Genomic DNA, 23,720 nt, shown 5'->3' with positions numbered 1-23,720 from the left:
GCAGGATGCCGCCTTCGTACGCCAGGGGTAGAGCAGTCGGCGCTCATCCGGCTGGACGCAGGTTCGAGCCCTGCCCCTGGAGTGCTACTTCCTCCGGCGCCAGAGCCGCAGCGTGGCGAGGAGGCCCAGCACGGTCAGGCCTCCTCCCGCCTGGGTGCAGCCGCTCTTGGAGGGGTTCTTGATGGGCTCCTCGTCCTCGGGGTCTTCGACCACGTCGGTGCCCCCGTCGGCGCAGCCACCGGACATGCAGGGCGTGGCGCAGCGGAGCTCGAAGTCCACGCTCAGCGGCGGCAGCGTGATGTCCGCGTGCTCCAGCGTTCCCCGCAGCGTGGCCCGATGGCTTCCGGGCGTGAGGCCCAGGCCGGGCGGCGGCGGGTTGTACGACGTGCAGACCGTGTAGAGGAACAGCAGCTGCCGGTTGTATTCGTACTTGTGGCTGTCCGGGTTGTCCTCGCCCGTCGAGGTCAACCCGTGGTGATTGGCGAACGACCAGGGCTGCCCGTCCACCTCCACCGCCCAGTGCACCCAGGGCAGGAACGGCACCAGCTCCGGTGATGGGGTGAAGCGCAGCGTGGTGGCGTCGCCTTCCTGCGGGCTTCCGCAGTTCGAGTCCCCGAACACGGGGAACACCCCCCGGCTCGGCGTGTCCACGCTCAGCGTGCCCAGGGTCGTGGGCAGGGGCAGCTCCGGGCCCGCGGTGAAGGTCGCGGACTGCGTCTGCGTCTCCTGGTACTGGCAGAGGCCCTTCGCCTCGATGCGGTACTGCGTGCCCGGCACGAGCGGCGCCTTCGGGACCACGACGTGCGTCCTACGGCCGCCATTCGCCAGCGTGAAAGGCACCGGCGTGCCATCCGACTGGAGCAGCCGGAGGGTGGAGACGTTCGTGTTCTCCAGGAGCGGTGGCACCACCACCAGCCCGGGGACGTTCGCGGGAACCGCTCCGCCGTCCTCGGGGAGCGGGAAGCGGACATCCACCATGCAGTTGGGCGCGACGCATGCCTCCGCGGAACGCGGCGCGAGCGCCCCCAGCCCCAGGAGGAACATCCCCACCGCGCCCCATGTCCAGGTGTATCCGTGCATTTGCTCCATGAGACACCGGAGCCCGGGAACGTGGGACATGCCTCAGGGACGATTCGTGCGCGGCCCGCGTCGCCAGAGCCGGAGCGTGGCCAGGAGCCCGAACGCCGCGAGGCCTCCGCCCGCCTGGGAGCATCCCTTGGCCTTCGGCGTGAGGTTGTCATCCGGGTCGGTGACGGTGCCGGTGCCGGCGTCGGGGATGGGCTCGGTGTAGCCGCCGTCGGAGCCAAAGTGAGGACAGTTCACCTCGAAGGTGGTCTCCAGCACGGGCAGCGCCGTCCCCGACTGTTCGAGCACCGGGCGCAGCGTGGCCGTGTGCTCTCCGGGCTCGATGCCCTCGGCCGAGGGCGGCATCCCGGGGGACTCGTAGCCACAGAGCGTGTAGACGGTCAGCAGGTCCCGCATCGTCCTGAATCCATCCGCGGGGATGACACCGCCGCTGGAGTCCACCGCGCCGTGCGGGGCCGTGGCCCACGTCTGTCCATCCACCTCCAGCGTCCATCGCACCCACGGCAGGAAGGGCACCAGCTCGGGGGTGGGGGTGAACTCCAGCGTCACCCAGCCACCGATGTAGCCCGACGCGCACGACGCGCTGCCGTCCCAGACCTTGATCTGTCCACGCTGCCCGGATCCCGCCTGCAGCACGCCGGTCGTCGTGGGCAGCGCGGCCTCCGGGCCCGCGGTGAAGTCCGCCATCGCGACGAACGGATGCCCACCACCTCCGCCACTGCAAGGGACGGTCCCCTCCAGGTGGTAGCGCGTTCCGGCGACGAGCGGGGCGGTTGGGGCGAGGACGCCGCTGTTTCCGGGGCCCTTGATGAGGCGTGCCTCCACGTCCACGCCTGCCTCTGTTCGCAAGCGCAGGCTCTGCTCCTCTACCCACTCATAGGCGGGAGGCACCACCACCAGGGCGGGCACGTTCGCCGGGACGACCGCGTCCGGGGGCAGGGGAACGCGGCTGCCCTCCACGGTGCACAGGGGGCGTCCGCACGCCTCCGCCGAAGGGGGCTTCAGCAGGCCAAAGCCTCCCAGGAACACTCCAATCGTCAGCGCCGTCCATCCGGGTGTCTTCATGGCCCTTGAGACACGCGGGCCCGGCGGGTTGGGACATGGCGTTTCCGGCATGCGCCGGTTCAGGCAGGACCGCGACCGTTCAGCGAGCGGGGCCGACCGTCCGGCCCGCGGGTCCAGGATGCGGCCCTGTCCGCGGCCCATACTGCCGGACATGCGACGCAAACTCGTGCTGCTGGTGCTGGCCGTGGCGGTGTGGCTGCCGGCGCTCCACCTCCTGTTCCGGCCCCGCGACCGGGAAGCGCTGACAGCGGCGCTGGCCCTTCGCCAACGCACGTTCTCGCTCCAGGAATCGAGCGCGGAGCGCGACGTGCTCCACCGCACGAACCCGGAGTGGGACCTGATGGTGCGCACCTTCTCCGTGCTGTCGTTCGCGAACCTCGCGCTGTCGGAGCCCGCACGAAAGGCGGAGCACCTGGCCGTGGTGGACGTGCTCATCGCCCGGACGCTGCGAGACGAACGGCGGGCGCATGAGGCCTTCTTCCTGCCCTACGTGCACGCGGGCCCCTTCAAGGACCCGGCCGGGCGCAGCCTCTTCGTGGACGGTGAGCTGGCATTGATGCTCGCCGCGCGCCAGATGGTGGAGAAGCGCGCGGATTACGCGCCGCTCTTGCGCGAGCGCGTGGACCTCATCGCCGGACAGCTGGAGCGCGCGCCGGTGCTCGCGGCGGAGAGCTACCCGGACGAGGGCTGGACCTTCTGCAACACGTTGGCGCTCGCGGCGCTGCGCCTGTCGGACAGGGTGGACGGGCGGGACCATGGCGCGCTCCTGCGCCGGTGGGTGGCCTCCGCGCGGAAGAACCTGTCCGACAGTCGGACAGGCTTGCTCGTGTCCAGCTTCACCTACGACGGCGTGACGAAGGACGGGCCGGAGGGCTCCACGCTGTGGCTCGCCGCGCACATGCTCCAGGTGGTGGACGCGGACTTCGCGAGCGACCAATACCAGCGGGCCCGCGCCGCGCTCCTGGGGCAGGCGCTGGGCTTCGCGTGGGCGGGGGAGTGGCCAGCGGAGGAGGCCGCAGTGCAGGACATCGACTCCGGGCCCACGATTCCGTGGGTGAACGCGAACGCGGGCTCCAGCGGGCTGGCGCTCGTGGGCGCGGCGGCGTTCGACGACGAAGAGGCGCTGGATGGGCTGCTCACCAGCCTCCACTTCGCGGCGTTCCCGGTACACGCCGACACCGGCTTGCGCTTCGCGGCGGGCAATCCGCTCGCGGACGCGGTGCTGCTGTACGCGCTCGTCGAAGGACCCCTCTGGCGCCTCGCGCGGGCGCCGCACCTGGAGGCGCACCGATGATGCGACACCCGTTCGTCATGGCCGCGCTGGGCATCGGCGCGCTCTTCCTGTCGCTGCACCTGGGCGGAGGTCGCGAGTCCGTGGGCGTGCTGTCCGGGACCGTCGTGGGCGGCCCGTGGAGCATGGGCTTTGGAGTCCTCTACGCGCTGGCCTGGTTCGGCATGGTGCTGGTGGCGCCGGTGCTGCTGCTGGCGGGGCTGGTGGACGCCGCGCTTCAGAGCAGCTCGAAGGTGAGCGTCACGTCACAGCGGGAATAGGAGTCCTTCGCCCGGCTCATCTCCAGCGAGATGCGCAGCCCCTCGTCGTTGGTGGCCAGCACACTCCGGCGCTGTGAATAGGTGTCCCACGAGTCCAGCCGGGAGTCCCGCCAGCTCCAGCCCGGGTAGCACGTGTTCATCAGATAGCTGGAGAGCAGGTGGAAGCGGTCCTGCGCCGGCGCGCACTCCAGGTTCGTCTGGACGCAGTACACGTAATCCCCCAGGACCCGCGTCTGGTAGACGGAGCAGCGCAGGTCCTGGATGTTCTTCGTGGACTCCCAGATGGAGAGCTCCTCCGTGTTTCCCCGCTGGGCCTGCCCCCGGAGCGGCTTGAAGCCCTTGCCCACCGTGCGCACCACCGCCTTCACGTCCTGGCAGAAGGCCTGCTTGTCCGGCAGCACGTTCCCGGAACCCGCACTCGTGGAGTCCCCCACCTTCACATTGGAGCCGGGCAATGCCTTCCAATAGGACGAACGTGAACCATTTCGTCCCTGGGCATGGGCCCCTGTCGCCGACATGAGGCAAATGCCACCCAGGACCCACGGCCGAACGTTGCTGAGCAATGACATGGATTTTCCCTGGAATCAAAGACAGGCCTGAAAGACATCAGGGCGCGGGCTCCCATGACCCGTCCCCCTCCGAGTGCGGACGTATAGGCAAGGCGGGTTGTCCGGGTCAATCCCTGCCCTGAGGGCGCGTTTCGCGGAGAGGGTTTTCCGTGTGACGACGGGATGTGATTAGACTGCGCGCCGTCTCATCCCGAGGGGAAATGTCTTCACAAGTCAATGAGGGGGAAGCGGTCGGAGGGGCCGGCGGAAGGAATGCGCGCAACGCCGCGAGGCTGGCCCTGCTGTTCATGGGCGCGTTCGGGATGGCGCGGCTCGGGCAACTGGCTTCTCCGGAGGCGATGCCCCGGTTCCTGGAGGCCTGGCTGCTGGGGCCGTGGCTGTGGAGCGTGCCGCCCCGGCCCTGGGCGCTCGCGGTGTCTCTGGTGCCCTGGATTGCGTGGGCCCTGTTCCTGGCGGTGGCGGTGCACGGCCTCCGGGGGCGCGGCGCCCTTCCCCCGGCCCGGCTCGCGTCGGTGGCGGCGGGGCTGGTGGCGGGCCTGCTGCTGGTGGGGTTGCCCCGGCTCGCGTGGGTCCTGGCCGCGCTGCCGCACGCCCGCGCTCGGATGCTGAAGGCCTGTGCCTCCGGCATCGTGCTGCTTCAGGGCGGTGTGCCGTTGCTGCTCACCCAGGAGTTCCTCACGCGCTCGCCCCGCTGGGGCCTGGCCGTGCTCTGCGCGGACGCGGTGCTCCTGGCCCTGCAGCTGGGCTTCCTGCGGGCCGTGTGGTGGACGTGGCGCGATGTGGAGGCAGCTGGCGCGGAGGCGGCGCCTGCCGTGGCCGCTCCGGCACCGGAGGCCGCGCGGCAGGAGGCGGGCTACGACTGCCCGGACTGTCCGGCGGCGACCCCGCTGTGGCGGAGCGAGGGGCGGCTGGGGTCCCACTGCGATGGCTGCGGCGGAGACCTGCTGACCGCCCGTGAGCAGGACCAGGTCTTCACCGAGCGCGGCCTGCGCGCGGAGTCGCTGCGCCGGCTGCTGGAGGAGCCCGGGGGCCGGCCGGCGAAGTGCGCCTCCTGCGGGGGCGCGTGCGCGACGGTGGTGTTCCAGGGCGTCGCGGTGGTGCCGTGCGCCTCCTGCGGGACGCTGTGGATGCGCGAGGGCGTCCTCCACCAGTTGAGCCAGGGACAGCATGGCCTGCCCCGGGTCTCCCGGGCCGCGCCGCCGAGCCCCGCGGCCCCGCTGCCGTCCTCCTGGTCCGGGGCGGGAGCGCTGGCGCTGCTGGGGATCGCCGCGGGCTTGTTCGTGGCGCCGCGCTGGAACCTGGACGCCTGCCCCTCCGGGACCACCTTGTGGCGCGCGTCCTCGCCAGCGGGGCACGCGCTGTCCCGCTGCGTGACGGCGCTGGACACGCCGGAGGGGCCCTCGTGGCTGCGGACCGCGCGGGGACAGTTGCTCTTCCGGGAGGCGTTCGTGAAGGGGCTGCGCCACGGGCCCTGGTCCCGCTGGGACCGGGAGGGATGGCTGCTCGCGGACGGTGAATACGCGAAGGGGCTGCCAGTGGGCGAATGGCGCATCCGCGACGAGGCCTCACCGGATGCGGTGGTGGCCCGCGCCCACTTCGCCGGGGGGCAGCTGGAGGGCGTGGTGGAGGACCTGTCTCCGGACGGGCGCGTGCTGGAGCTCAGGACGTACTCGGCCGGCAAGCTCCACGGCCCCTACACCCACTTCTTCGCGGGAGGCATCACGCACGTGGAGGGCCTCTACGCGCGCGGCCTGCGGGACGGGGAGTGGAGCACCTACGACGCCCGGGGCAACCGGCTGGAGCTGTCCTGGTGGCTGGCGGGACGGCCTTCGCGGGTGCACGGCGGCGCGCGGGCCCTGGCCCAGAAGGATGCGCGGCCGGAGGACGAGGAGGAGCGGGAGGCGCGCTGGGAGTCCGCGGCGGACATGGTGAGGGTGAAGCGGGCGCTGGCGGCCCAGGGGTCTTCCTCGCCCGTGGTGGAGGAGGCGCTGTACGGCGGGCATCCGCTGGAGTGGTGGGGCCAGCGGCTGCGGCTCGCCTGGCCCCGACGTGACACGGCGGACGGCGCCGCGCGCTACGCGCTCACCGTGCGGCGGGCGGGGCTCAACGGCCTGCGGGTGGAGGAGTCGGTGGCGGGCCCCAGCGTGAAGGTGGGGACGGCCGTGGCGGTCCCCGCGACGGGCACCGGTGCGCAGGCAAGCCAGGAGGCACCATGAAGGCGTGGGTCTGGGGAGGGCTGCTGCTCTGGGCCTGGAGCGCGGCGTCGGCCGCGCCCTTCGAGGTTCAACGCTCGCGGGAGTCGCCGGAGCACGCGCGCCTGGTGCTCGCGCCACGGGCCGGGGCGGAGCGCGCCACGCTGCACGTGGTCTTCACCGTGGGGCGCTTCGACGAGGGAGGCCAGGCGGGGCTCACGCGGGTGTCCCAGCACGTCATGCTGGAGGCCAACCGGCGCGGGCGCTACGAGGACCTGGTGCGCGAGCTGTTCGGCGCGAACGCGACCCTGACGCTGTCGACAGGGCTGCGCCAGAGCAGCTTCACGCTGAGCGCCCCCCGGCAGGACTTCGATGCGCTCGCGGAGTGCTTGCTGACGCAGGTGCTCTCGCCCCAGGTGGATGACGCGCGGCTGGAGGCAGCGCTGGAGCGCGCCGGGCAGGACCCGTCGCTCACCTTCGCGGACGACTTCCTGGAGTCGGTGCTGGCCCTGGTGCTCTCCACGGAGCCGCGCTTCAGGGCCCCCGTGCCGCCGAACGCGCAGTCGGTGCAGTCCTTCTCCGACCGCGACATCTCCGCCTACCTCTCCGGGCCGTTGAGCCCTCGCAACGCGGTGGTCATCGCCGCCGGGGACTTCGACGTGGAGGCGCTGAAGCGCACCGTGGCCCGTTACAAGGGCGGGACGCCGTCGGCGGTGACGCGGCTGTCTCCCCTGCTTCCGGTGACGCTCAAGCTTCCGGCGGTGAGCGACATCAACGTGCTGGCCTATCCCATTGAATTGAAGGACGCGCGGCAGGCCGCGGCGGCGCGGGTGGTGGGCGTGCTCCTGGGACAGCGGCTGGAGCAGCGCTTCCGCCGCCTGGGCGTGGGCTACGCGCAGGACGCATCCGTGGTGCTGACGCCGTGGATGGATCAGCTGGTGCTGACGCTGCCCGCGCGGGACCCGTCCGCGCTGGACCTGGGGCCCTTCATGCTGGAGGAGGTGGGGGCGGTGCGCGAGGGGCGCGTGAGCGCGGAGGAGTTCGCGCAGGCCCGGGCCCAGGTGCTCGCGCGGCTGCGGACGGACGACCGGAGTCCCACGGAGGTGGGGCTCGCGCTCGCGGCGAGCGTGCACGCGCCGGCCTGGTACGCGCCGGAGCTGGAGGCCGCGCTGACGTCGCTCACGCCGGAGTCCCTCACCCAGTCCGTGCAGGGCTGGTTGGGAGAGGACCGCCGCGTCCATCTGCTGTTCACCCCCAGCGTCGTTCCGCTCCGCTCCACGGCGGGCGCACGGATGCGGCGGAGATAACCCATGCATCGCCCTTTCTCCTGGAGGCCCGCGCTGCTCGGGCTGGTGCTGCTCGCCGCGTCCCCGGTGGGCGCGGCTTCACGCAAGCAGACCGCGTCCCCGCCCGCCGCCGCGGTGCCGGCCATCACCTCCGAGACGCTGCTGGATGGGACGGAGCTGCTGCTGGTGCCCCAGCCCGCGTCGGACACCGCGTCGCTACGCGTGGTGGTGCGCTCCGGCGCCTCGCATGATCCGCCGGGCAAGGAGGGCCTGGCGCACCTGGTGGAGCACCTGGTGTTCCACGGCAGCCATGACCTGGCGGGCCCGGAGCTGCGCGCGCGCGTGGAGGCGGCTGGCGGCATGTTGAATGCCCACACCCTGTCGAACGCCACCGTGTACATGCTGGATGCTCCCGCGAGCGCGTTCGTCCCGTTGGCCCGGGACATGCTGCGCATGGTGACCAGTCCCATGCTCCCCGGCGGCAAGCGGCTGGAGCGCGAGCTGGGCATCATCCAGACGGAGAGCACGTACCACTTCAAGGACTCGCTGCTGGGCAGCCAGATTGAAGGGGCCCTCTTCTCCAGCGTGTCCGCCGCCTACGCGCTCATCGGTTCGCGGGACTCGCGCGGCCGCATCACGCGCGAGGACGTGCTGAGGTTCTACGCTTCGGAGTACCTCACCTCCAACGTCTCGCTCGTCTTCACGGGCGCCGTGGGCGGAGACGACGCGCGCCGCCTGGTGGACGAGGGCTACCGGCTGGCGCCGGCCCTGGCGGAGGAGCAGGTGGCGCCCGCGCTGGAGGAGGCCCTCTTCCCGGTGGAGCAGGAGACGCGGGCGGACAACACCTTCGTGACGCTGGGCTATGCGCTCCCCAAGGAGGCGAGGGCGACGTGCCGAGCGGTGGCGGCGCTGCTCGAGCTGCGGCTGCTGCTCGCGGTGCACGTCAAGGAGCCCATCGTCTCCGGCGTGGACGTGCGGTGCCTCACGCTGCGCGGCAACGACCTGCTCCTGGCGTTCGGGTACACGCGCTCCCTGGACGGCTCCCTCCTGCCGTCGCGGATGCAGGAGACCTTCGAGTCGTTGGCGAAGCGTCCGCCCTCCGCCGTCGAGCAGAAGCTGCTGGCTCAGCGGGGACGGCGCGAGGTGGACGGGCTGTCGAGCGCGGGCCCGGCGTTGGCGGATGCCCTGGCGGCGGAGGCCTCGGAGCCGCGCAGGGAGGGCGGCACGGACCTGGGATTCCTCCAGCCGCCGCCTCCGCTCACGCCCGCGATCATCAAGGACTTCGTTCGCCGGTACTTCGTGGAGGAGCGCTCCGTGCGCATCGTGAGCACGCCGCTCTGAGCCTGGCTTTCAGCGCCGGTACAGCGTGCCGCCCTTCATCACCAGCCGCACCTGTCGCACGGAGCTGATGTCCTGCGTGGGGTCTCCCTCCACGGCGACCAGGTCCGCGAAGAGCCCGGCCTTCACCTGCCCGACGCGGTCCTCCCAATGCAGCATGCGCGCGTTGCCGGAGGTGGCCGCCTGGAGCGCCTGCGCGGGCGTCACGCCGCTGGCCACCAGCAGCTCCAGTTCGCGCGCGTTCTCCCCGTGCGTGAAGACGCCCGAGTCCCCACCCACGCACAGGGGCACGCCCGCCGCCAGCGCGGCCTTGAGGCCCTCGCGCTTCTTCTTCGAGGACTCGGGCTCCGGGTCCACGCCGCGCTTCCAGCCGCGGTACTGGAGCATGGCGTCGCCCGCCGCCAGCGTGGGGCACAGGAAAACGCCCCGCTGGGCCATCAGCTTCCAGACCTCCGGAGTGCCGGCGTCGCCGTGCTCGATGCTCTCCGCACCGGCGAGCACCGCGCGCTTCATGCCCTCCGGCGTGCTGGCGTGCACGGCCACCGGACGTCCGCCGCTTTTCGCCGTCTCCACGATGAGGCGCATCTCCTCCTGGGAGAAGGTGGGGAGCGCCTCGCCGCGCGGGCCCCAGCGGTAGTCGCCGTAGACCTTGATCCAATCCGCGCCGAGCCCCATCTGCCCGCGCACCGCGCGCGTGAGGCCGTCCACGCCGTCCGCCTCCTCCGCGCCCTGGGGCACCGTCCATTCGGACGCGAAGCCCTTGGGGCCGTAGCTGCCGGTGGCCACCAGCGCGCGCGTGGTGACGACCATGCGCGGGCCCGGGATGATGCCCTGGTCGATGGCCTGCTTGAGGCCCACGTCCGCGTCCGCCGCGCCCTCCGTGCCCAGGTCACGCGTGGTGGTGAAGCCCGCCATCAGCGTCGCCTTCGCGTGGTTGGTGGCCCGCGCCACGCGCAGCGCCAGGGACTCCTTGAGCACCTGGTCGTTCCAGGTCGCCTCGTTGTACGGATGCAGGAACAGGTGCGAGTGGCCCTCGATGAGGCCGGGCAGCAGCGTCGCGCCGGGCAGGTCGATGAGCTCCGCACCTTCTGGCGCCTTCACGCCCTGGGACGCTCCCACCGCGACGATGCGCTCGCCGGTGACGACCACCACCCAGCCCGTGTGGGGCTTGGCGGTGGTGCCGTCGAAGACGCGCGCCGGGCGCAGCACGTAGGAACGGGCAGGGACCTGGGCCCGCGCGGACGCGGAGACGAGGACCCCGGACAGGACGGTGGCTAGGAGCAGGGCGCGCATGTGGGGGCGCAGTCTGCGCGCGTCGCACCGTCCGGGGCCATGGGTTGGTGGGGCAGGGCCCAAGGAGTGCTCATCTTCGTGTATGAGTCCCGGTGGGTTGGGTGCGTGCTTTGGGAGGGAGGCTTCCGAACGCCGCGCCATTCTTCAGGGGGACCTTCCTTGCATCGACTGATTGTGCTCGCCGTGCTGCTGTGCGTCGCCTGTGGCGACAAGCCCCTTCCCCCGCCGGACGCGGGCACGGAAAGCCCGCCCACCTTCGTCGTCCACTCGGACTGGTGGGACTTCGTCCCCTACCCAGACAGCCCCGATTGGGCCATCACCGTCCTCCTGGGGGATGGCAGCCGCTTCCGTCAGCCGCTGGGCCGTGACGGCATCGCGCGGTTCCATGACGCGGCCATCACCGGCCCGCAGGACATCACCTTCGTCGTCGTCAGTGAGGGCAGCGTGACGGTCGGCACGACGCTGGCCGTGGAGGGCCCGGAGGTGTGGGTCCGCTCTGGTTTCGCCTTGATAGGGGGCGGCCTCCCGGACAACCGGCAGGCGACCCTCACCGGCCGCGTGACGAACCAGCCGGGGAACTCGACGACAGTCAACGTGGTGGGGAAGGGCTTCGCGGGAAAGACCCGGGCGAATGGGGATGGCACCTTCCGTGTCGACGCGTTGGGCAAGGACGCTGGCCGGGTATCGCTGTTCGCCAGAGACCCCGCCGGAGATGGACGCGTGGGAATGGTGCGGGACGTCGCCGTGGGATGGGAGCTGGTCCTCAGCGACCTGGTCATTCCCCTGGACCACCCACTGGACCAGCGGCACCCCCTGGAGGTAACCCGCCTCCAGCCCTACGGCGCGGTGACGAACGTCTTCACCGTCTTCACGCTCGGGTCGGAGCCCCTCTTCAGCATGCAACAGCAGGGGGCCGCGCCCACCGAAATCAGGACCATGGCCCGGACGCCGCCGTTCGACACCGTGGATGTCCAGGCGGTGGTGATGGCGGGCGACAGTGAGTGGATCGCGGGCGGGCAGGTGCGCGCGCGTACGCCGCTGTCCCATGAGGGCGTCACGTCGCTGGCCTTGCCGGAGCCCGCGATGCTCACCTCGCCCGAACCGGGCCCGTGGTATCGGCCCGGCGTGTGGCCGCGCTCCGGGCTGACGCTGCGCTGGAGCGCGGACCCCATGGCGGACATCGTGACGATGCGCTGGATGTCCCAGGAAGCCACGCCGCAGTTCCTCTGGTTCTTCACAGCCCCCGCGGCCTCGAGTGGCTTTACCCCCTTCAAGCTGCCCGCGGAGGTGTCACCGACGCGGGAGCTGCCCCCGGGCCGCCACTCCGTGCAATGGTTCTCGCGCTCCCTGGGGGCGGGGCTCGGCTACCAGGACTTCTTCAAGAAGGAGGCGCCGTCGCTGGAGGCCCCGGACTCCTGGGTCACCGATGCGTATGGCGGCGTCATCCTGCAGGACTGAGCTTCCCCTGCGCGTTGGCGCCTCGCCGCTACGGCGCCAGCGCGCGGAACACCTTGGTGTCGCCGTCGTAGTTGCCGGGGTTCCAGTACACCTTGTCCGCGCCATCCCGGCCGTCGATGTCCGCGAAGAAGAAGCCGGTGTTCTCCGAGTTGCTGAAGCCCGTGTTGTCCATCACCGGGCTGCCCGCGAAGTTGGAGCCGGTGCTCGGATAGATTTGCATCCGGCCCTCGCGGAAGCCCGGCCGCCAGAAGACCTTGTCCGCCTTGCCGTCGCCGTCCACGTCCGCGAAGTAGAAGCGGGACGTGTCCACGCCGCTGGTGCCTGACTCGTGCAGGAAGAACAGCGTGAACGCCCCCGCGCCGGTGGAGCGGTACACGCGCGTGCGGCCCCCTTCCTGGTCCGGATTCCAGAGGATGCGGTCCGCCTTGCCGTCGCCGTCCACGTCCGCGAAGGACACGCGGGTGCCAGCGCTCGTGTTCGCTCCCGTCGTGCTCGTCACCGCGGCGCCGAACGACACCGTGCCGTTGCACTTCGACACGAAGGTGTCGAACGCGCCGGACCTCTGCGTGGGGTTCCAGCGCACCAGGTCCGCGCACCCGTCGCCGGTGATGTCCGCGAAGAAGAAGCGCGTGGCGTCGCTGGTGCTGGCCGCCTGGGTGACGGCCACGCGGTCGGCGAAGGTGCCGTCGCACTTCGCGGGGTAGATGCGCACCTCGCCGTCCCCCAGGTTGGGCCGCCAGAGGACCTTGTCCGCGCAGCCGTCGCCGGTGACGTCCGCGAAGAAGAAGCGCGTGGTGGCGACGCCGCTCGTCGCGCCCGTGTTCTTCACCGCCGTGGCGAAGCCGCCGTCGCACTTCGACTTCGCCACCCACGTCTCGCCTTCGCCCACCGCGTAGTTCCAGCTGATGCGGTCCGCGCAGCCGTCTCCGGTGACGTCCGCGAAGAACAGCTGCGTGCTGGTGGACGTGCCGTTGGGCGTGGGCGAAAGGGTGGAGCCCGCGGTGAAGATGGACGGGCGAAGGGTGGCGAGCACCGGGTAGTGGTCCGACGGCGTGAGGCCGCCGCTCTCCGTCCGGTCGATGGCGGGCGCGGACGAGGTGAGCGCGCCCCCGTTGTGGAAGATGTAGTCCAGCCGCTGGTACTTCGTGGACGTGGAGCCGCTCCACGCGTTGTTGAACGTGGCGTCATCCTCGCCCGTCACGCCGTCGAAGCGCGCGGTGCGGAACAGCCGGGCCCCGCCCTCCAGGTCCGCGATGGTCGTCTCCCCCGGCGTGGACTGGCCCTGCGCGTCGGAGTTGAAGTCCCCCATGGCGATGACCGGCAGGCCCCCGGGCTTCGTGGCCAGGAACGACGCCATCTGCTCGGCCTCCTTGAGCCGCCCCAGCGAGCACGCCGCCGCGTAGGCGAAGTGCGTGTTGGCCACGAAGTACACCTGGCCGGACGTCAGGTCGCGCAGGCCCACCCAGGCAATCTTCTTCCCCTCCGCGTGGCTGAAGCACGTGGCGCTGGAGGCATAGGGATTCACGAGCGCCTCGTTGCCCTGGCCCACCTCGGGGGCCATCTCGAAGCGGCTCTTCTTGAAGAAGATGAGCTTCGGGCTGCCGCCGCCCGGGTTGTAGACGCCGTAGGGCTTGTCCGTGCCCGTGAGCCCCGCGATGAGGTCCGCGGGGATGCTGGGGCCGCCCGAGGGCGCCTGGGCCTCCTGCACGCCGACGATGTCCGCGTTGTTCGCGAGGATGCGCTGGAGGACCGCCGCCTTGCGGTTGGGCCACGCGCGCACGCCCGTGTCCAGGGGACCGCGCACGTTGTACGTCATCACCCGGAACGCCTTGTGCTCCGTCGTCGCCAACGCCCGTGACTGTCCGGGCAGCGCGTCAGGGGAGGGCGGCGCGCCTCCGTCCGGCCCACAGGCCAGCAACGGAGTGAACACCGAGAGCAGCGCGGCGGCGCACGCGAGATGGGGACGGAAGCATCGCATTGCTGCGATTATACATGGAAAACGAGAAATAACATAAATTCCGTCCAGGCATGCTGGCGCGCCGTGGATGTCTCACGGCGCGCGAAGGCCGCGCCCGGCGTGGGGAGCCGGACGCGGCCTGGGCATGACTGCGATTGCGAGCTACTGGCGCACGACGCGCTTGAGCTTGAAGGGCGAGGGCGACTCGCTCATCGTGTAATAGGCCGTGCCGGTCGGGTCGTACTCGATGGCCTCGCCTTGTCCTTCCACGGTGTCCGTCAGGGAGACGGGCGTGGCGGCGAACGCGGTCTCGAAGGCCGCGCCGGTGGCGGCGCGGAACTCATACACCTTGCGGTAGGTGCGCAGCAGGAAGCGGTTGGCGCACGGGTGGATGGCGCCGGACGTGGCGGCGCCGTAGTTGGTGTCCGTGGTGGTGGGCAGCGGGAGGTTGGCCACGAACACGAGCGTGCTCATGGTGCCCGGCGTGGGGAGCGGCTGGGGGAACTTGTAGACCTTGCTCGCGCCCGAGTAGGACTTGGTGACGATGTAGATGTCGCCCGTGGTGGGGTGGACCATGATGGTCTCCGCGTCCTTGGGCGTGTCCGGGTACTGGAAGGGGAAGGCCTCGGCGGTGAGGTTTCCGCTCGTCTGGCCCGCGCCGATGTCGGGCTCCGGGATGCGGTAGACGGCGAAGGTGGACGGCGGCGTGGGGAAGTTGGCGCTCGAGCGGCCGATGTCGCCCATGTAGATGCACTGGCCAGCGGGGCACGGGCCGGTGGCGACGTCCTCCCAGTCCGCGGGCGTCACGTTGGACACGGTGAAGGTGCCCTTCGTGCTCGCGTCCGCGGTGCTGATGGCGACGATGGCGGTGGTGTCCTCGTTGTGCGCGTAGAGGACGCCCGGCGTGAGGCGGCTGGCGGCGATGCCCGACGGCTCCACCAGCGCGGTGGCCGTCACGGTGCCCTGGGTGGTGTACGCGGTGGAGAAGGTGTCCCCCACGGAGCAGGAGGCGGAGGCGTTGGCCGCGCGCAGCGCCACCACCTGCGCGGTGTTCGTCTCCGCGTAGGGGGAGGAGCCGTTGAACGAGCCCTGCGCGCCCGCGGCACCCAGGTCCTTGTATGCCACGTTGTAGATGACGCCCGTGGACGAGGACACGAGGCAGGTGTCTTCGGGTTCGGTGAAGCCCGCGGGCGGGACGATGGGGCTCGCCGGGCACGCGGCGCCGGTCCACAGCTGCGAGCCGAACCACACCGCGACGCCGTTGGCCGTGCTGGTGGAGAGGGCGGGAGTGTCGAAGCTGGCGGTGAGGCCGTTCTTCTGGCCCGTCTGCGCGTCGATGGGGTTGGCCGTGTCCACGCCGGAGAACGCGGAGATGCTGCCGGCCATGTAGCTGGCGAGGTCGATGTTGAACGCGTACGTGGACGGCTCGGACGCGGTGGCGACCTTGTAGAAGATCCACGCCTTGAGCTGCGACGCGCTCTGGTCCGAGCGCACCAGCGTCCAGCCCGCGGGAGGCGTCGCCACCGCGGCCACGTTGTTGCGGTTGATGATGCGCGCCAGCAGCACGTCACCCACCGCCGTGCCCGTGGGCTTCGCGATGCTCAGCGACGTGCGCGTGCTGCCGCCCGCCGTGGCGCTGCTCCGGTACGCGATGTTGGATACCGCCTGCCGGGCGGTCGCGACCTCCTGCTCGGGGAGGGAGGAGGCGTCCTCCGTCAGCGGCCCGCAACTCGCGAGCGTGAGCAGCGATACCGAGCACAGCATGCGTGAAACATTCCGGTTGAAGAACGTCAAGGTCACTCCTGCCTGGGGGATGAGGCGAGTCGAGGCAGGAGGTTTTCGACAGGTCCCGGAAAGTGTTGCGGATTCCGTGCGCGGGCGGCCGCCGGTTTGACTGCGATTGCAATCTTCCGCGAGAGGCCTTTCCTCGCGTGCGCGGGTGTGGAAGAGGGGAGGGCATGAAGCGTCACGCCCCGGCCACCGAACGCAACCGCGAACCGCTCCTCGCCGTCCTCCGGGAGGTGCTGCCCACGGAGGGCACGTTGCTGGAGGTGGCGAGCGGCACCGGCCAGCACGCGGCCTTCTTCGCGAAGGCGTTCCCGGGGCTGACCTGGCAGCCGACGGACGGCGACCCGTCGTCGCTGGAGAGCATCGACGCGTGGCGCGTGGAGGAAGGGCTGGCCAACGTCCTGCCCGCGCGTTTGCTGGACGCGAGCTCGGACGCATGGCCGGTGGAGCACGCGGACGCCGTGCTCTGCGTGAACATGATCCACATCGCGCCGTGGGCGGCCTGCCAGGGATTGATGCGGGGCGCGGCGCGGGTGCTGCGTCCGGGCGGACGGCTGGTGCTGTACGGCCCCTACTTCGTGGAGGGGAAGGAGACCGCGCCGAGCAACCTCGCCTTCGACGAATCGCTCCGCGCGCGCGACCCGTCCTGGGGCGTGCGCGAGCTGGGCGCGGTGACCGCGGAGGCGGCGCGCCACGGGCTCCAGCGCGAGCGCGTGGTGGAGATGCCGAGCAACAACCTCACGGTGGTGTTCCTCCGGTAGGACTTCCGCCGGGACGGCGCTCGTCACGCGGTCCCGGCGCGTGGGCATGGGCTACATGCCGGGGCAGTTGCCGCCCTTCAGCTGACGGGCGGTCTCGTGGACCTCGTCGATGAGCTGGCGCTGCTGCATGTGGTCCTGCGCGGAGTAGGTGATGGTGATGCCCTCCGGCGTGTCCGTTGCCACGGCCTTGGAGGGGACGCTGGGCGCCCCGGCCATGCCCTGGTCGCCACCTCCGCCGGTGCCGCTATCGTTGCGGCCATCCTGCATCTCCGTGGCGCTGTCGCCCAGGTCCTCCTCCTGCGCCAGGTCCAGGGGGGTCTCCGTGCTGGCGGTGCGCTTGGACTGCTCGTTCAGCATCCGCCGGGCGCGCATCTGGAGGTCCGACACCTGCGACGGGTCGGACGTGGTGAACATGAGCGCCACGCCGTCGGACGTGTCCTGCGTCTGGACCTGCGCGCCCGGGACGGACATGGGGCAGCGCTGGTCCCCCGTGGACGACATCGCGGTGGCGGACATCGGCTCCTTGGACTCCTCCTTGTGCATCCCCTTCTTGGAACAACCCGCGGAGAAACAAAGCGCCGTGGTCGCGGCGAGCATCAGCGGCAGTCGGGACATGGGCATGGTGTGCCTCCTCTGTCGTGGGTTCGTCGTGCGGCAAGGTGGAGAGGCATCCCCGTCCTCGCAACACGTCCTCCACGCTGCCTTGCCTGAAGGCCCCACCCCGTGGATGGACAGCGCTATCGCGGAGCGGACACGCGGGTTCCCGGCTCACCACACGGCTTCGAGCTGGAGCATCACCCCGTGCTTCTCGTAGTTGCCATTCGTGGCGTCATACGCGTGGCAGAGGTGTTCAGCACCTTCGCATGCGGCGGGGTCGTCGTCCGTCAGCCGCATGTCGATGTTGGAGCGGTTCACCAGCAACTCGTAGCGAGCGGTGAGCCGCAGGTGGCTCGACAGCCGGGCGCTCACGGAGGGGATGATCACGAAGCGCGTGTCGTAGCGGCGGCGGACGTCCCACGTCTCGGTGTCTCCTCCGGCCGTCACGACGCGCAGGGCGTTGTCCTCCAGGTAGCGGCGCCACTCCACGTCCGCGTCCAGGCTGGCGGCGAGCCATGGCAGGGGTTGCCACCGGCTGGACGCGCCCACGGCGTGGCCCGTGAAGCCGAACGGAATGACATACGTCTGCGACACGAGGGAGGCATCCTCGCTGGTGAAGGATTGCTCCAGCGTGCCGATGCGGTCCTGCCGGTAGCGGTACCACGCGGTGATGCTCGCGGGCCCCAGGCGCCATTCCTGGGACAGCGTCGCATCCAGGCGTGGACCGGTGAGGTAGGCGAACTCCTCTCCAATTCCGTCCTTGCCGGCGGCGCCCAGGTCCAGCCGCGTGCTGGTGTGTTCGGTTTCGTCCCAGGCCAGCCACGCGTTGGCATTCACGGAGGCCTGGAGCCCCCGGAAGTCCGCCAGGCCGGTGAAGAAGATGTCTCCGCCCGCGAGGAGCCCCACGCGCACCCGGCGCGCGGCCTCCCACTCCGCGGCCGCCGTCGCGCGGTGGAGCTGGAGCGAGTAGTCCCGGACGGAGGATTCAGAGTAGGCGCGCTGGCTGCCGCCGTAGGACAGGGCCGCGAAGAGCCGGTCGGACAGGCGGAAGCGTGCGCTGATGCCCACGCTGGCCTCCGCGAAGGGGCTCGCGGTCACCACGTCCGCGTTCGCGCCGGACACGTCGCGGGCCGCGACGCCTACCTGGAGCACGTTGCTGTCGAAGCCCGGCCCCACGCTCGCGGAGACCCAGAGGCTCGGGCCGCTGGAGCGCAGTCCGTGGGAGAGCAGGTCCAGGTACTGATACGCCGTCGCGCGGTCCAGCGGGGTCAACGTCAGCGCGAGCGCCGCGGTGAGGTCCTCGCGGGCCTCCGCGCGCGAGCCCATGCGCCAGGCCGACGCACCCGCCATGAGCCGGGCCCTGCCGGAGTCGGGCTGCCGCTCCGCCGCGCGCAGGAAGTGCGCACGGGCCTCGTCGAACCGGCCGGCGTCGAAGGACGCGAGTCCCTGCCGGTAGGCCTCATCCCCTTCGTTCACGGCGGGCGAGACCAGGGCGCGCAGCTCCTCTACCTGCAGCGCCTCCGCCGTGGATGCACCCGGCGAGGCTCGTTCCGCCCATTGCGCGGCACGGTCCGGAGCGCCCGCGTCGAACGCGGCGAAGCCAGCGTTGATCCACGCCACGCGGGCGAGTGGGGCACCTTCACGGACGTGGGCGAAAGCCTCCTCCGCCTCCGCGAAGCGCCCCAGGGCATAGAGGCATGCGCCCCGGTTGAAGTTCCAGGCGTCGGGCTCCGGAGCATCCGAAGCGTGCCCCGCGGCCTCCAGGGCCTCCAGCGCTTCCGCGGGACGGCCCAAGCGGAAGCGGGCCAGGCCCACGAGGTACAGCGAGGCGCCGGAAGGTGGGGCCTGGAGCGCCTGCTGTTCCGCCTCCGCGTACCGGCCCGCCGCGAAGGACTCGCGCGCGTCCTCCAGCGGCTCCCCGGCCGCGAGCGCCACCAGGAGCAGCAGGCCCGTCCACACGCACCGCGACGTAGCGCATTCCCCGCACGGGTGCGAGGGCAGCGCACCGCGCCATCCGGCACGGGGAGAGAGCCCGGTGCGCACCGACCCAGTCCGTGCTCACGGCGCCGCCAGGTCCTCTGACATGACTCCCGTCCAGATGGAGGCGAGTCGAGAACCCTGGGGGAACACGCCCCCTTGGCGGCGACCCGGACAAACCTGTCCGACAGTCGGACAGGCTTTGGACAACCGCGGCAGGGGGCCGCCGCTTCATCCGGGCTGCGGAAACCTGTCGGACAGTCGGACAGGTTTTGGAGATTCGAGGCGGGAACCCTCCTGCGCTGACGACCCCGCCTTCAGCGCCGCGGCGGCTGTTGGGGCTGCGCGGGAGGCTGCTGATTGGGCGGCGGTGGTGCTCCGTCGGTCCTCGGGGACGGCGAGCGCATGCGGCCCTCGTCCCCGGGCGGGCGCGATCCGTTGGGCCGGCCGTCCTGTCCCGGTCCACCCGAAGGGCCACGCGCGTCCGGACCCGGAGGGGGACGGGCCGTGTCGCCCCGGGGCGGTGGGGGAGGGCGCTCCGCGTTCCTGCGCCCCAGGATGGTGTCCACCTGTTCTCCCGGCGCGATGACGTCCACCGTGTGCGAACTGCGCACGTGCGCCTGCTGCGCTCCGGACGGTGGGGGCGGTACGGGGGCCTCGGGCGGCCTCGCGGCCTCCGTTGGCGGCGGGGCCGGTGTCTGCTGGGCGTGCGCGACCCCTCCTCCCAGCCACAGGAGGACGGCGAGCGCCGGTGTCGAGAACCCCGTCTTCATCCGCCCGTGACCTCCAGCACCACGTCGTGCTCGATGCGCTGGTCGCCCGCACGCGCCAGCGCCGTCACCAGATAACGCCCCGGCCGCTGGCCTCGCACCGCGATGGGAATCACGTTGCTGCCCGCGCTCAGGGGCTGCGTCCACTGGTAGGAGCGCAGCGGCAATTCCTCTCCGTCCGCCCAGAAGGACAGCCCCTCCGGCAGGCTCACCTGGAAGTCCGCCTGCTCCACGGCCACGTCCGCCGTGAAGTCCAACTTGATGACCGCCACCTTGCTCACCGGCACCTGCGTGCCGGGCCGCTCGAGCTCCGCCATCCCCGGGGCTTCCGTCTCCGGGACTCCAGGCGTGCCTCGCACCGCGCCCAGCACCAGGAACGTGGCCACGCCCATGGCGATGCCCACCGCTGGCCACAGCACCGGCGCTCGGCGGCGCCAGAAGTCCCGCACCGCATCCCACCCCGACGCCGGTGTGGGAGGACCGGCCTCCACGAGCCGCCGGTGGAGCAGGGCCTGGAAGTCGGGCCCCGGCGCGTCGTCTCGCAGCGCCGCCAGACGCTCGCGCAGCGCGCGGTCCTCCCTGTCCTCGGGCTCACTCATTTCCTGCTCCTCGCAGCATGCGACGAAATGTCCTGCCCGGATGTTCCCACCGGCGCGTCATCTTCCGGGCCGCCAGGGCCCTGGCCCCCCGCCAGCAGGGCCTTCAGGTGCGCCCGGCCCCGCGACAGGCGCGACTTCACGGTGCCCACGGGCACCCCTTCGATGTCCGCCACCTCTTCATAGCTGTGGCCCTCCACGTCGAAGAGCACCACCGCCGTGCGGAACTCCTGCGGCAGCCCCCGGAGCGCCCGCCACAGCCGGTCCCGCTCCTGGGCGCGCATCATTCCTTCATCCGCGGACTCGGCGTCCGACGCCGCCTTCGTGTGGTCCTGCTCCAGCGGCTCCTCGCGGGAGCGCTCGCGGCCGGCGCGGCTGCGGGTGGCGTCATAGAACGCGTTGCGCACCACCGAATAGAGCCACGTCTGGAACGCGGACTGGAAGCGGAACGAGCGCAGGTTCTTGTAGACCTTCACCAGCGCTTCCTGCGCCAGGTCATCCACGTCCGAATCCGACGCGGCGAAGGCCCGCGCGAAGCGGCGCACGCGCGGCAGGTGCGAGGACACGAGCAGCTCAAAGGCACGCACGCTGCCGTCCTGGGCTTCGAGGATGAGTGCGCGCAGCTCGTCGTTCACGGTCGGCGGCACTCTATCCGGCCCCGGTGCACGCTCAAAAAGCCGCGGGAAAATCCCCGCCGGGAACACGGCGGAAATTCATTTCGTCTCATGGGGGCGGACGGACAGCGGCCGGGCACCGGATGACAAGGGAGCACGCACTCATGAGGCACTGGAACAGGGGCAGTCAGTGGCTGGGAGCAGTCGCGCTGGTGGTGGGCACCATGACGGTCGGTTGCGGCGGCGGGTCGCAGAGCTCGACCACGGACGCCACGTCGGATGTGTCCCAGGCGGTGGAGGCCACGTCGGACTCGAGCGACGCGGTGGAGGTGTCCAGCCTCCTGCACGGCCTGGACAAGCTGCGCCCCCAGGCCATTGAAGGCTTTCACTGTGACGAGAGCCCCGACATCACCACCGTGGAGGTGTGTGGCAAGACGCTGCCCGCCACCGTGCACCTGGAGTGGACCGACTGCGCGCCCCCCACGCGCCCCGAGGGTCCCGGCCGTGGCGGCGGCCAGCCTCCCGGCGGTGGCGGTGGTGGCGGCCAGCCTCCGGGCGGTGGTGATCAGCCTCCTCCCCCGCAGGGCGGCGAGGGCTCACAGGTGCGTGGCCAGTCCTTCGCCGGTGGAAATGGCGGCGGAAAGCCGGGCGGCAAGGGCCCCGGCGGCCCCACCAGCGGCACGGTGGACATCGTGAACGCGTACGAAGCTTCCGAGGACTGCACGGGCGCGGTGACGCAAAGCCAGACCGTCACCTTCGAGGTCTCCGGCACCAACTCCGATGGAGAGGTCTCCACCGTGAAGGGCACCACCGCCTCCACGGCGGAGCTGGTGGACGGCGCTCCGCCCCAGCGCAAGAGCACGCAGGCGGACGTGACTCGCACGCGCACGGATGCCGCGGGCACGGTGGTGCAGTCGGTGCGGCTGGAGGGCTCGCTGTCCGTCGCGTTCTCCACGGACACGCCGCCGGTGCGCACCATCGACGGCGCGTACACGGAGACCGCGCTGGATGGTTCGCAGGGCACCGTGACGTTGGCGGGCATCGTCCGGCCGTCGCGCGAGGTGTGCCCCTGGCCCACGAGCGGCACGCTCACGCGCACCACCGCGGACGGCGCCAGCCACGTGCTCACCTTCGGTCCGGAGTGCGGCGACGGCACGCTCGACGGCGCGGAGCTGAGCCTGCCCGACCGCTGCGAGCGCGGCGGCGGCCGCCACTAGCCTCACGAGGCGTCGCGGTCCGGGGGCGCACTCCCAACCCCCTCCCCCGACCGTCCCCCGGGCCGCGAGCCTCAGCCCCGTTTCGTCATGTCGAACAGCGCGCGGGCCTGCGGCCCCAGGAACCCGTCGAACCCTCCCGAGCGCTGGGCGATTTCAAAGTACGCATACGGCCATGCACGCGTGCCTCCGCCCCGGAGCGTCAGGGGCAGCGGGGCCGCGTGCGTGGCCGTCTGTCTGAGCGAAGTGCCGGGCTCGCCCTCGATGTCCGCCTTCATGGGCACGCCCGCTTCGCGCATGCGCCGCTGCCACGCCTCCACGTCGTCCACCGCGCCGGTGAAGTGATTCACCTTGCGGCCGAAGGCCAGCAGCCACGCGCCGTACTGCGTCTCCTTCTCCAGCTCCAGCAGCGCGGCTTCCTCCGGCGGCGTCGGCGCCGTGAACCACGCGGCGAGCGACTCCACGTCCTCCGGCGGCGGTGGATCCACTGGCAGCGCGGCGAGCAGCGCGCGGGCGCGCGGCGACAGCTCCTCCTGCTTCAGCTCGGACAGGAAGACGCGCGGCAGTCCGTCCGGATGCGACAGGTAGATGGCGGACAGGTGCGCGTCCGGGAACGTGTACGCGCCGGCCGGCTTCCACCCGAACCGCTCGAACACACGAGAGAAGAGGGCGATGCCTCCCTCCGGCCGCGCGAGGGTGCGGAACGCGACGTGGTCGTTGCGGAAGTGTCCCCCGGACAGCGTCACGAAGGTGCGCGCGAAGGGGACTTCGGAGGCGTAGCGCTCCCACAGCAGGTCCAGCAGCCGCGAGGCGTCGGAAGCGGAGGTCGTCATGCCCGGCAGTGTACGCCGCGCTCCCCGCGCCTTTGAGCGCCATCCGCGAACTGTATTAACAAGCACAGGCCCGCTCAGGGCGGAAATGCTGAATACACGGAGACAGACGATGAACGCGATGAAGATGGGGCTGTTGGCCCTGGTATCCGGCCTGCTGCTGGCGTGCGGAGGGGTCGTGGAGCCGGAGACCGCCGCGCCCGAGCTGGCGCGTCAGGAGAAGGCCCTGTGCGGTTCCTGCGGAGACTCCATCTGCGACCCCGGAACGGAGAACCCCTTCAACTGTCCGCAGGACTGTGGCTTCGGGCCCGTCTGCGGCGACTCCGTGTGTTGTGATGGGGAGACGCCGTCCAGCTGTCCGCAGGACTGCCCCTACCTGTCTGACTTCTGCTACGTGAGCCCCATGGGGTTCGCGTCCGCGTCCTCCGCCGGCCTGTGCGCCGTCTGTGGTGACAGCATCTGCGACCCCAGCGCGGAGAATGTCTACAATTGCCCGCAGGACTGCGGCAGCCCCGGTTACTGCGGTGACAGCGTGTGCAATCCCAACACGGAGAACTCCTACAACTGCCCGCAGGACTGCGGCAGCCCCGCCGGCTACTGCGGCGATTACACCTGCGACCCCAGCACGGAGAATGCCTTCAACTGCCCGCAGGATTGTGGCTTCGGGCCCGTCTGCGGCGACAGCGTGTGCTGCGACGGGGAGACGCCGTCCAGCTGCCCGCAGGACTGCCCCTACCTGTCTGACTTCTGCTACGTGTCGCCGGGCCACTGAGCCCGT

21 protein-coding genes are annotated in these 23,720 nt (G+C 71.2%); 9 read left to right on the top strand and 12 right to left on the bottom strand.

Features of this window, described 5'->3' with window-relative positions; genetic code table 11:
* Nucleotides 1–84: 84 nt before the first annotated feature.
* Both GTZ93_RS15245 and GTZ93_RS15240 read right to left on the bottom strand, forming a co-directional pair.
* Nucleotides 85–1,080, bottom strand: coding sequence for a hypothetical protein (locus GTZ93_RS15245; RefSeq protein WP_139921333.1), 996 nt, complete (start codon nucleotides 1,078–1,080; stop codon nucleotides 85–87).
* Nucleotides 1,081–1,122: 42 nt separating this feature from the next.
* Entirely contained in the window at nucleotides 1,123–2,151 is a 1,029-nt protein-coding gene (locus GTZ93_RS15240; RefSeq protein ID WP_139921335.1) for a hypothetical protein, read from the bottom strand.
* A gap of 151 nt (nucleotides 2,152–2,302) precedes the next feature.
* On the opposite strand from GTZ93_RS15240, the gene GTZ93_RS15235 reads away from it, so the two are divergent.
* The gene (locus tag GTZ93_RS15235; protein WP_139921337.1) at nucleotides 2,303–3,445 is read left to right on the top strand and encodes a linalool dehydratase/isomerase domain-containing protein; all 1,143 of its coding nucleotides are present in this window, start codon (nucleotides 2,303–2,305) and stop codon (nucleotides 3,443–3,445) included.
* Nucleotides 3,442–3,702, top strand: a complete 261-nt coding sequence (locus GTZ93_RS15230) for a hypothetical protein (protein ID WP_120580445.1) — start codon at nucleotides 3,442–3,444, stop codon at nucleotides 3,700–3,702. Before GTZ93_RS15235 ends, GTZ93_RS15230 begins: the two co-directional genes overlap by 4 nt.
* Here GTZ93_RS15230 and GTZ93_RS15225 read toward each other — a convergent pair.
* Nucleotides 3,660–4,157 carry a hypothetical protein gene (locus GTZ93_RS15225; RefSeq protein ID WP_139921339.1) on the bottom strand — a complete coding sequence of 166 codons (498 nt, stop codon included), beginning with the start codon at nucleotides 4,155–4,157 and terminating at the stop codon, nucleotides 3,660–3,662. The genes GTZ93_RS15230 and GTZ93_RS15225 overlap by 43 nt on opposite strands.
* Before the next feature lie 401 nt (nucleotides 4,158–4,558).
* Here GTZ93_RS15225 and GTZ93_RS15220 point away from each other — a divergent pair, with 401 nt between their 5' ends.
* The 3 genes from GTZ93_RS15220 to GTZ93_RS15210 are packed head-to-tail and all read left to right on the top strand — an operon-like array spanning nucleotide 4,559 to nucleotide 9,090.
* A complete protein-coding gene (locus tag GTZ93_RS15220) occupies nucleotides 4,559–6,487 on the top strand; it encodes a toxin-antitoxin system YwqK family antitoxin (RefSeq protein ID WP_161662830.1) in 1,929 nt (642 codons plus the stop codon).
* Complete coding sequence (locus GTZ93_RS15215) at nucleotides 6,484–7,770, top strand: M16 family metallopeptidase (protein ID WP_139920826.1); 1,287 nt, start codon at nucleotides 6,484–6,486, stop codon at nucleotides 7,768–7,770. The genes GTZ93_RS15220 and GTZ93_RS15215 overlap by 4 nt, the downstream gene beginning before the upstream one ends.
* A 3-nt stretch (nucleotides 7,771–7,773) precedes the next feature.
* Nucleotides 7,774–9,090: a M16 family metallopeptidase gene (locus tag GTZ93_RS15210; protein WP_139920828.1), complete on the top strand. Its 1,317-nt coding sequence runs from the start codon at nucleotides 7,774–7,776 to the stop codon at nucleotides 9,088–9,090.
* 9 nt (nucleotides 9,091–9,099) lie between these two features.
* On the opposite strand, the gene GTZ93_RS15205 is transcribed toward GTZ93_RS15210, so the two are convergent.
* Nucleotides 9,100–10,380, bottom strand: a complete 1,281-nt coding sequence (locus GTZ93_RS15205; protein WP_139920829.1) for a metal-dependent hydrolase family protein — start codon at nucleotides 10,378–10,380, stop codon at nucleotides 9,100–9,102.
* 159 nt (nucleotides 10,381–10,539) lie between these two features.
* Here GTZ93_RS15205 and GTZ93_RS15200 point away from each other — a divergent pair, with 159 nt between their 5' ends.
* Nucleotides 10,540–11,838, top strand: a complete 1,299-nt coding sequence (locus tag GTZ93_RS15200) for a hypothetical protein (RefSeq protein ID WP_139920831.1) — start codon at nucleotides 10,540–10,542, stop codon at nucleotides 11,836–11,838.
* Nucleotides 11,839–11,866: 28 nt separating this feature from the next.
* Here the strand turns inward: GTZ93_RS15200 and GTZ93_RS15195 are convergent, their stop codons facing one another.
* Together GTZ93_RS15195 and GTZ93_RS15190 are read right to left on the bottom strand one after the other, a co-directional pair.
* Entirely contained in the window at nucleotides 11,867–13,816 is a 1,950-nt protein-coding gene (locus tag GTZ93_RS15195) for an FG-GAP-like repeat-containing protein (RefSeq protein WP_139920833.1), read from the bottom strand.
* Nucleotides 13,817–13,957: 141 nt separating this feature from the next.
* Entirely contained in the window at nucleotides 13,958–15,595 is a 1,638-nt protein-coding gene (locus GTZ93_RS15190; protein WP_315967327.1) for a cell wall anchor protein, read from the bottom strand.
* A 158-nt stretch (nucleotides 15,596–15,753) separates the two neighbouring features.
* Here GTZ93_RS15190 and GTZ93_RS15185 point away from each other — a divergent pair, with 158 nt between their 5' ends.
* Entirely contained in the window at nucleotides 15,754–16,344 is a 591-nt protein-coding gene (locus GTZ93_RS15185) for a DUF938 domain-containing protein (RefSeq protein WP_139920837.1), read from the top strand.
* Nucleotides 16,345–16,395: 51 nt separating this feature from the next.
* Here the strand turns inward: GTZ93_RS15185 and GTZ93_RS15180 are convergent, their stop codons facing one another.
* The 5 genes from GTZ93_RS15180 to GTZ93_RS15160 all read right to left on the bottom strand — a co-directional run bounded on the left by GTZ93_RS15180 (nucleotide 16,396) and on the right by GTZ93_RS15160 (nucleotide 20,919).
* On the bottom strand, nucleotides 16,396–16,965 hold the full coding sequence (locus GTZ93_RS15180; RefSeq protein WP_139920839.1) for a hypothetical protein: 570 nt from the start codon (nucleotides 16,963–16,965) through the stop codon (nucleotides 16,396–16,398).
* 147 nt (nucleotides 16,966–17,112) lie between these two features.
* On the bottom strand, nucleotides 17,113–18,900 hold the full coding sequence (locus GTZ93_RS15175; protein ID WP_161662829.1) for a tetratricopeptide repeat protein: 1,788 nt from the start codon (nucleotides 18,898–18,900) through the stop codon (nucleotides 17,113–17,115).
* A 335-nt stretch (nucleotides 18,901–19,235) separates the two neighbouring features.
* Nucleotides 19,236–19,691 carry a hypothetical protein gene (locus GTZ93_RS15170; protein ID WP_161662828.1) on the bottom strand — a complete coding sequence of 152 codons (456 nt, stop codon included), beginning with the start codon at nucleotides 19,689–19,691 and terminating at the stop codon, nucleotides 19,236–19,238.
* A complete protein-coding gene (locus GTZ93_RS15165; protein ID WP_120596638.1) occupies nucleotides 19,688–20,287 on the bottom strand; it encodes a hypothetical protein in 600 nt (199 codons plus the stop codon). The genes GTZ93_RS15170 and GTZ93_RS15165 overlap by 4 nt, the downstream gene beginning before the upstream one ends.
* Entirely contained in the window at nucleotides 20,284–20,919 is a 636-nt protein-coding gene (locus tag GTZ93_RS15160) for an RNA polymerase sigma factor (protein WP_161662827.1), read from the bottom strand. Before GTZ93_RS15160 ends, GTZ93_RS15165 begins: the two co-directional genes overlap by 4 nt.
* Before the next feature lie 143 nt (nucleotides 20,920–21,062).
* On the opposite strand from GTZ93_RS15160, the gene GTZ93_RS15155 reads away from it, so the two are divergent.
* Nucleotides 21,063–22,115 (top strand): hypothetical protein, encoded by a 1,053-nt coding sequence (locus GTZ93_RS15155; protein ID WP_161662826.1) that lies wholly within the window; start codon nucleotides 21,063–21,065, stop codon nucleotides 22,113–22,115.
* Nucleotides 22,116–22,186: 71 nt separating this feature from the next.
* On the opposite strand, the gene GTZ93_RS15150 is transcribed toward GTZ93_RS15155, so the two are convergent.
* Nucleotides 22,187–22,945, bottom strand: coding sequence for a DUF1338 domain-containing protein (locus GTZ93_RS15150; RefSeq protein ID WP_139916841.1), 759 nt, complete (start codon nucleotides 22,943–22,945; stop codon nucleotides 22,187–22,189).
* Between the two features lie 109 nt (nucleotides 22,946–23,054).
* Between GTZ93_RS15150 and GTZ93_RS15145 the strand changes: the two genes are divergently transcribed.
* Nucleotides 23,055–23,714, top strand: coding sequence for a hypothetical protein (locus GTZ93_RS15145; RefSeq protein ID WP_139916843.1), 660 nt, complete (start codon nucleotides 23,055–23,057; stop codon nucleotides 23,712–23,714).
* Nucleotides 23,715–23,720 lie beyond the last annotated feature (6 nt).

This window comes from Corallococcus exiguus (genome assembly GCF_009909105.1).
GTDB lineage: Bacteria > Myxococcota > Myxococcia > Myxococcales > Myxococcaceae > Corallococcus > Corallococcus exiguus.
This window is presented reverse-complemented; position numbering and strand designations above follow the sequence as displayed.

Excerpts from the sequence above, each read along its gene's own strand:
- GTZ93_RS15180 (WP_139920839.1), bottom strand. The coding sequence starts at position 16,965 with ATGCCCATGTCCCGACTGCCGCTGATGCTCGCCGCGACCACGGCGCTT.
- GTZ93_RS15210 (WP_139920828.1), top strand. The coding sequence starts at position 7,774 with ATGCATCGCCCTTTCTCCTGGAGGCCCGCGCTGCTCGGGCTGGTGCTG.
- GTZ93_RS15165 (WP_120596638.1), bottom strand. The coding sequence starts at position 20,287 with ATGAGTGAGCCCGAGGACAGGGAGGACCGCGCGCTGCGCGAGCGTCTG.
- GTZ93_RS15245 (WP_139921333.1), bottom strand. The coding sequence starts at position 1,080 with ATGCACGGATACACCTGGACATGGGGCGCGGTGGGGATGTTCCTCCTG.
- GTZ93_RS15185 (WP_139920837.1), top strand. The coding sequence starts at position 15,754 with ATGAAGCGTCACGCCCCGGCCACCGAACGCAACCGCGAACCGCTCCTC.
- GTZ93_RS15215 (WP_139920826.1), top strand. The coding sequence starts at position 6,484 with ATGAAGGCGTGGGTCTGGGGAGGGCTGCTGCTCTGGGCCTGGAGCGCG.
- GTZ93_RS15150 (WP_139916841.1), bottom strand. The coding sequence starts at position 22,945 with ATGACGACCTCCGCTTCCGACGCCTCGCGGCTGCTGGACCTGCTGTGG.
- GTZ93_RS15205 (WP_139920829.1), bottom strand. The coding sequence starts at position 10,380 with ATGCGCGCCCTGCTCCTAGCCACCGTCCTGTCCGGGGTCCTCGTCTCC.
- GTZ93_RS15220 (WP_161662830.1), top strand. The coding sequence starts at position 4,559 with ATGGGCGCGTTCGGGATGGCGCGGCTCGGGCAACTGGCTTCTCCGGAG.
- GTZ93_RS15155 (WP_161662826.1), top strand. The coding sequence starts at position 21,063 with ATGAGGCACTGGAACAGGGGCAGTCAGTGGCTGGGAGCAGTCGCGCTG.
- GTZ93_RS15145 (WP_139916843.1), top strand. The coding sequence starts at position 23,055 with ATGAACGCGATGAAGATGGGGCTGTTGGCCCTGGTATCCGGCCTGCTG.
- GTZ93_RS15230 (WP_120580445.1), top strand. The coding sequence starts at position 3,442 with ATGATGCGACACCCGTTCGTCATGGCCGCGCTGGGCATCGGCGCGCTC.
- GTZ93_RS15240 (WP_139921335.1), bottom strand. The coding sequence starts at position 2,151 with ATGAAGACACCCGGATGGACGGCGCTGACGATTGGAGTGTTCCTGGGA.
- GTZ93_RS15195 (WP_139920833.1), bottom strand. The coding sequence starts at position 13,816 with ATGCGATGCTTCCGTCCCCATCTCGCGTGCGCCGCCGCGCTGCTCTCG.
- GTZ93_RS15235 (WP_139921337.1), top strand. The coding sequence starts at position 2,303 with ATGCGACGCAAACTCGTGCTGCTGGTGCTGGCCGTGGCGGTGTGGCTG.
- GTZ93_RS15170 (WP_161662828.1), bottom strand. The coding sequence starts at position 19,691 with ATGAAGACGGGGTTCTCGACACCGGCGCTCGCCGTCCTCCTGTGGCTG.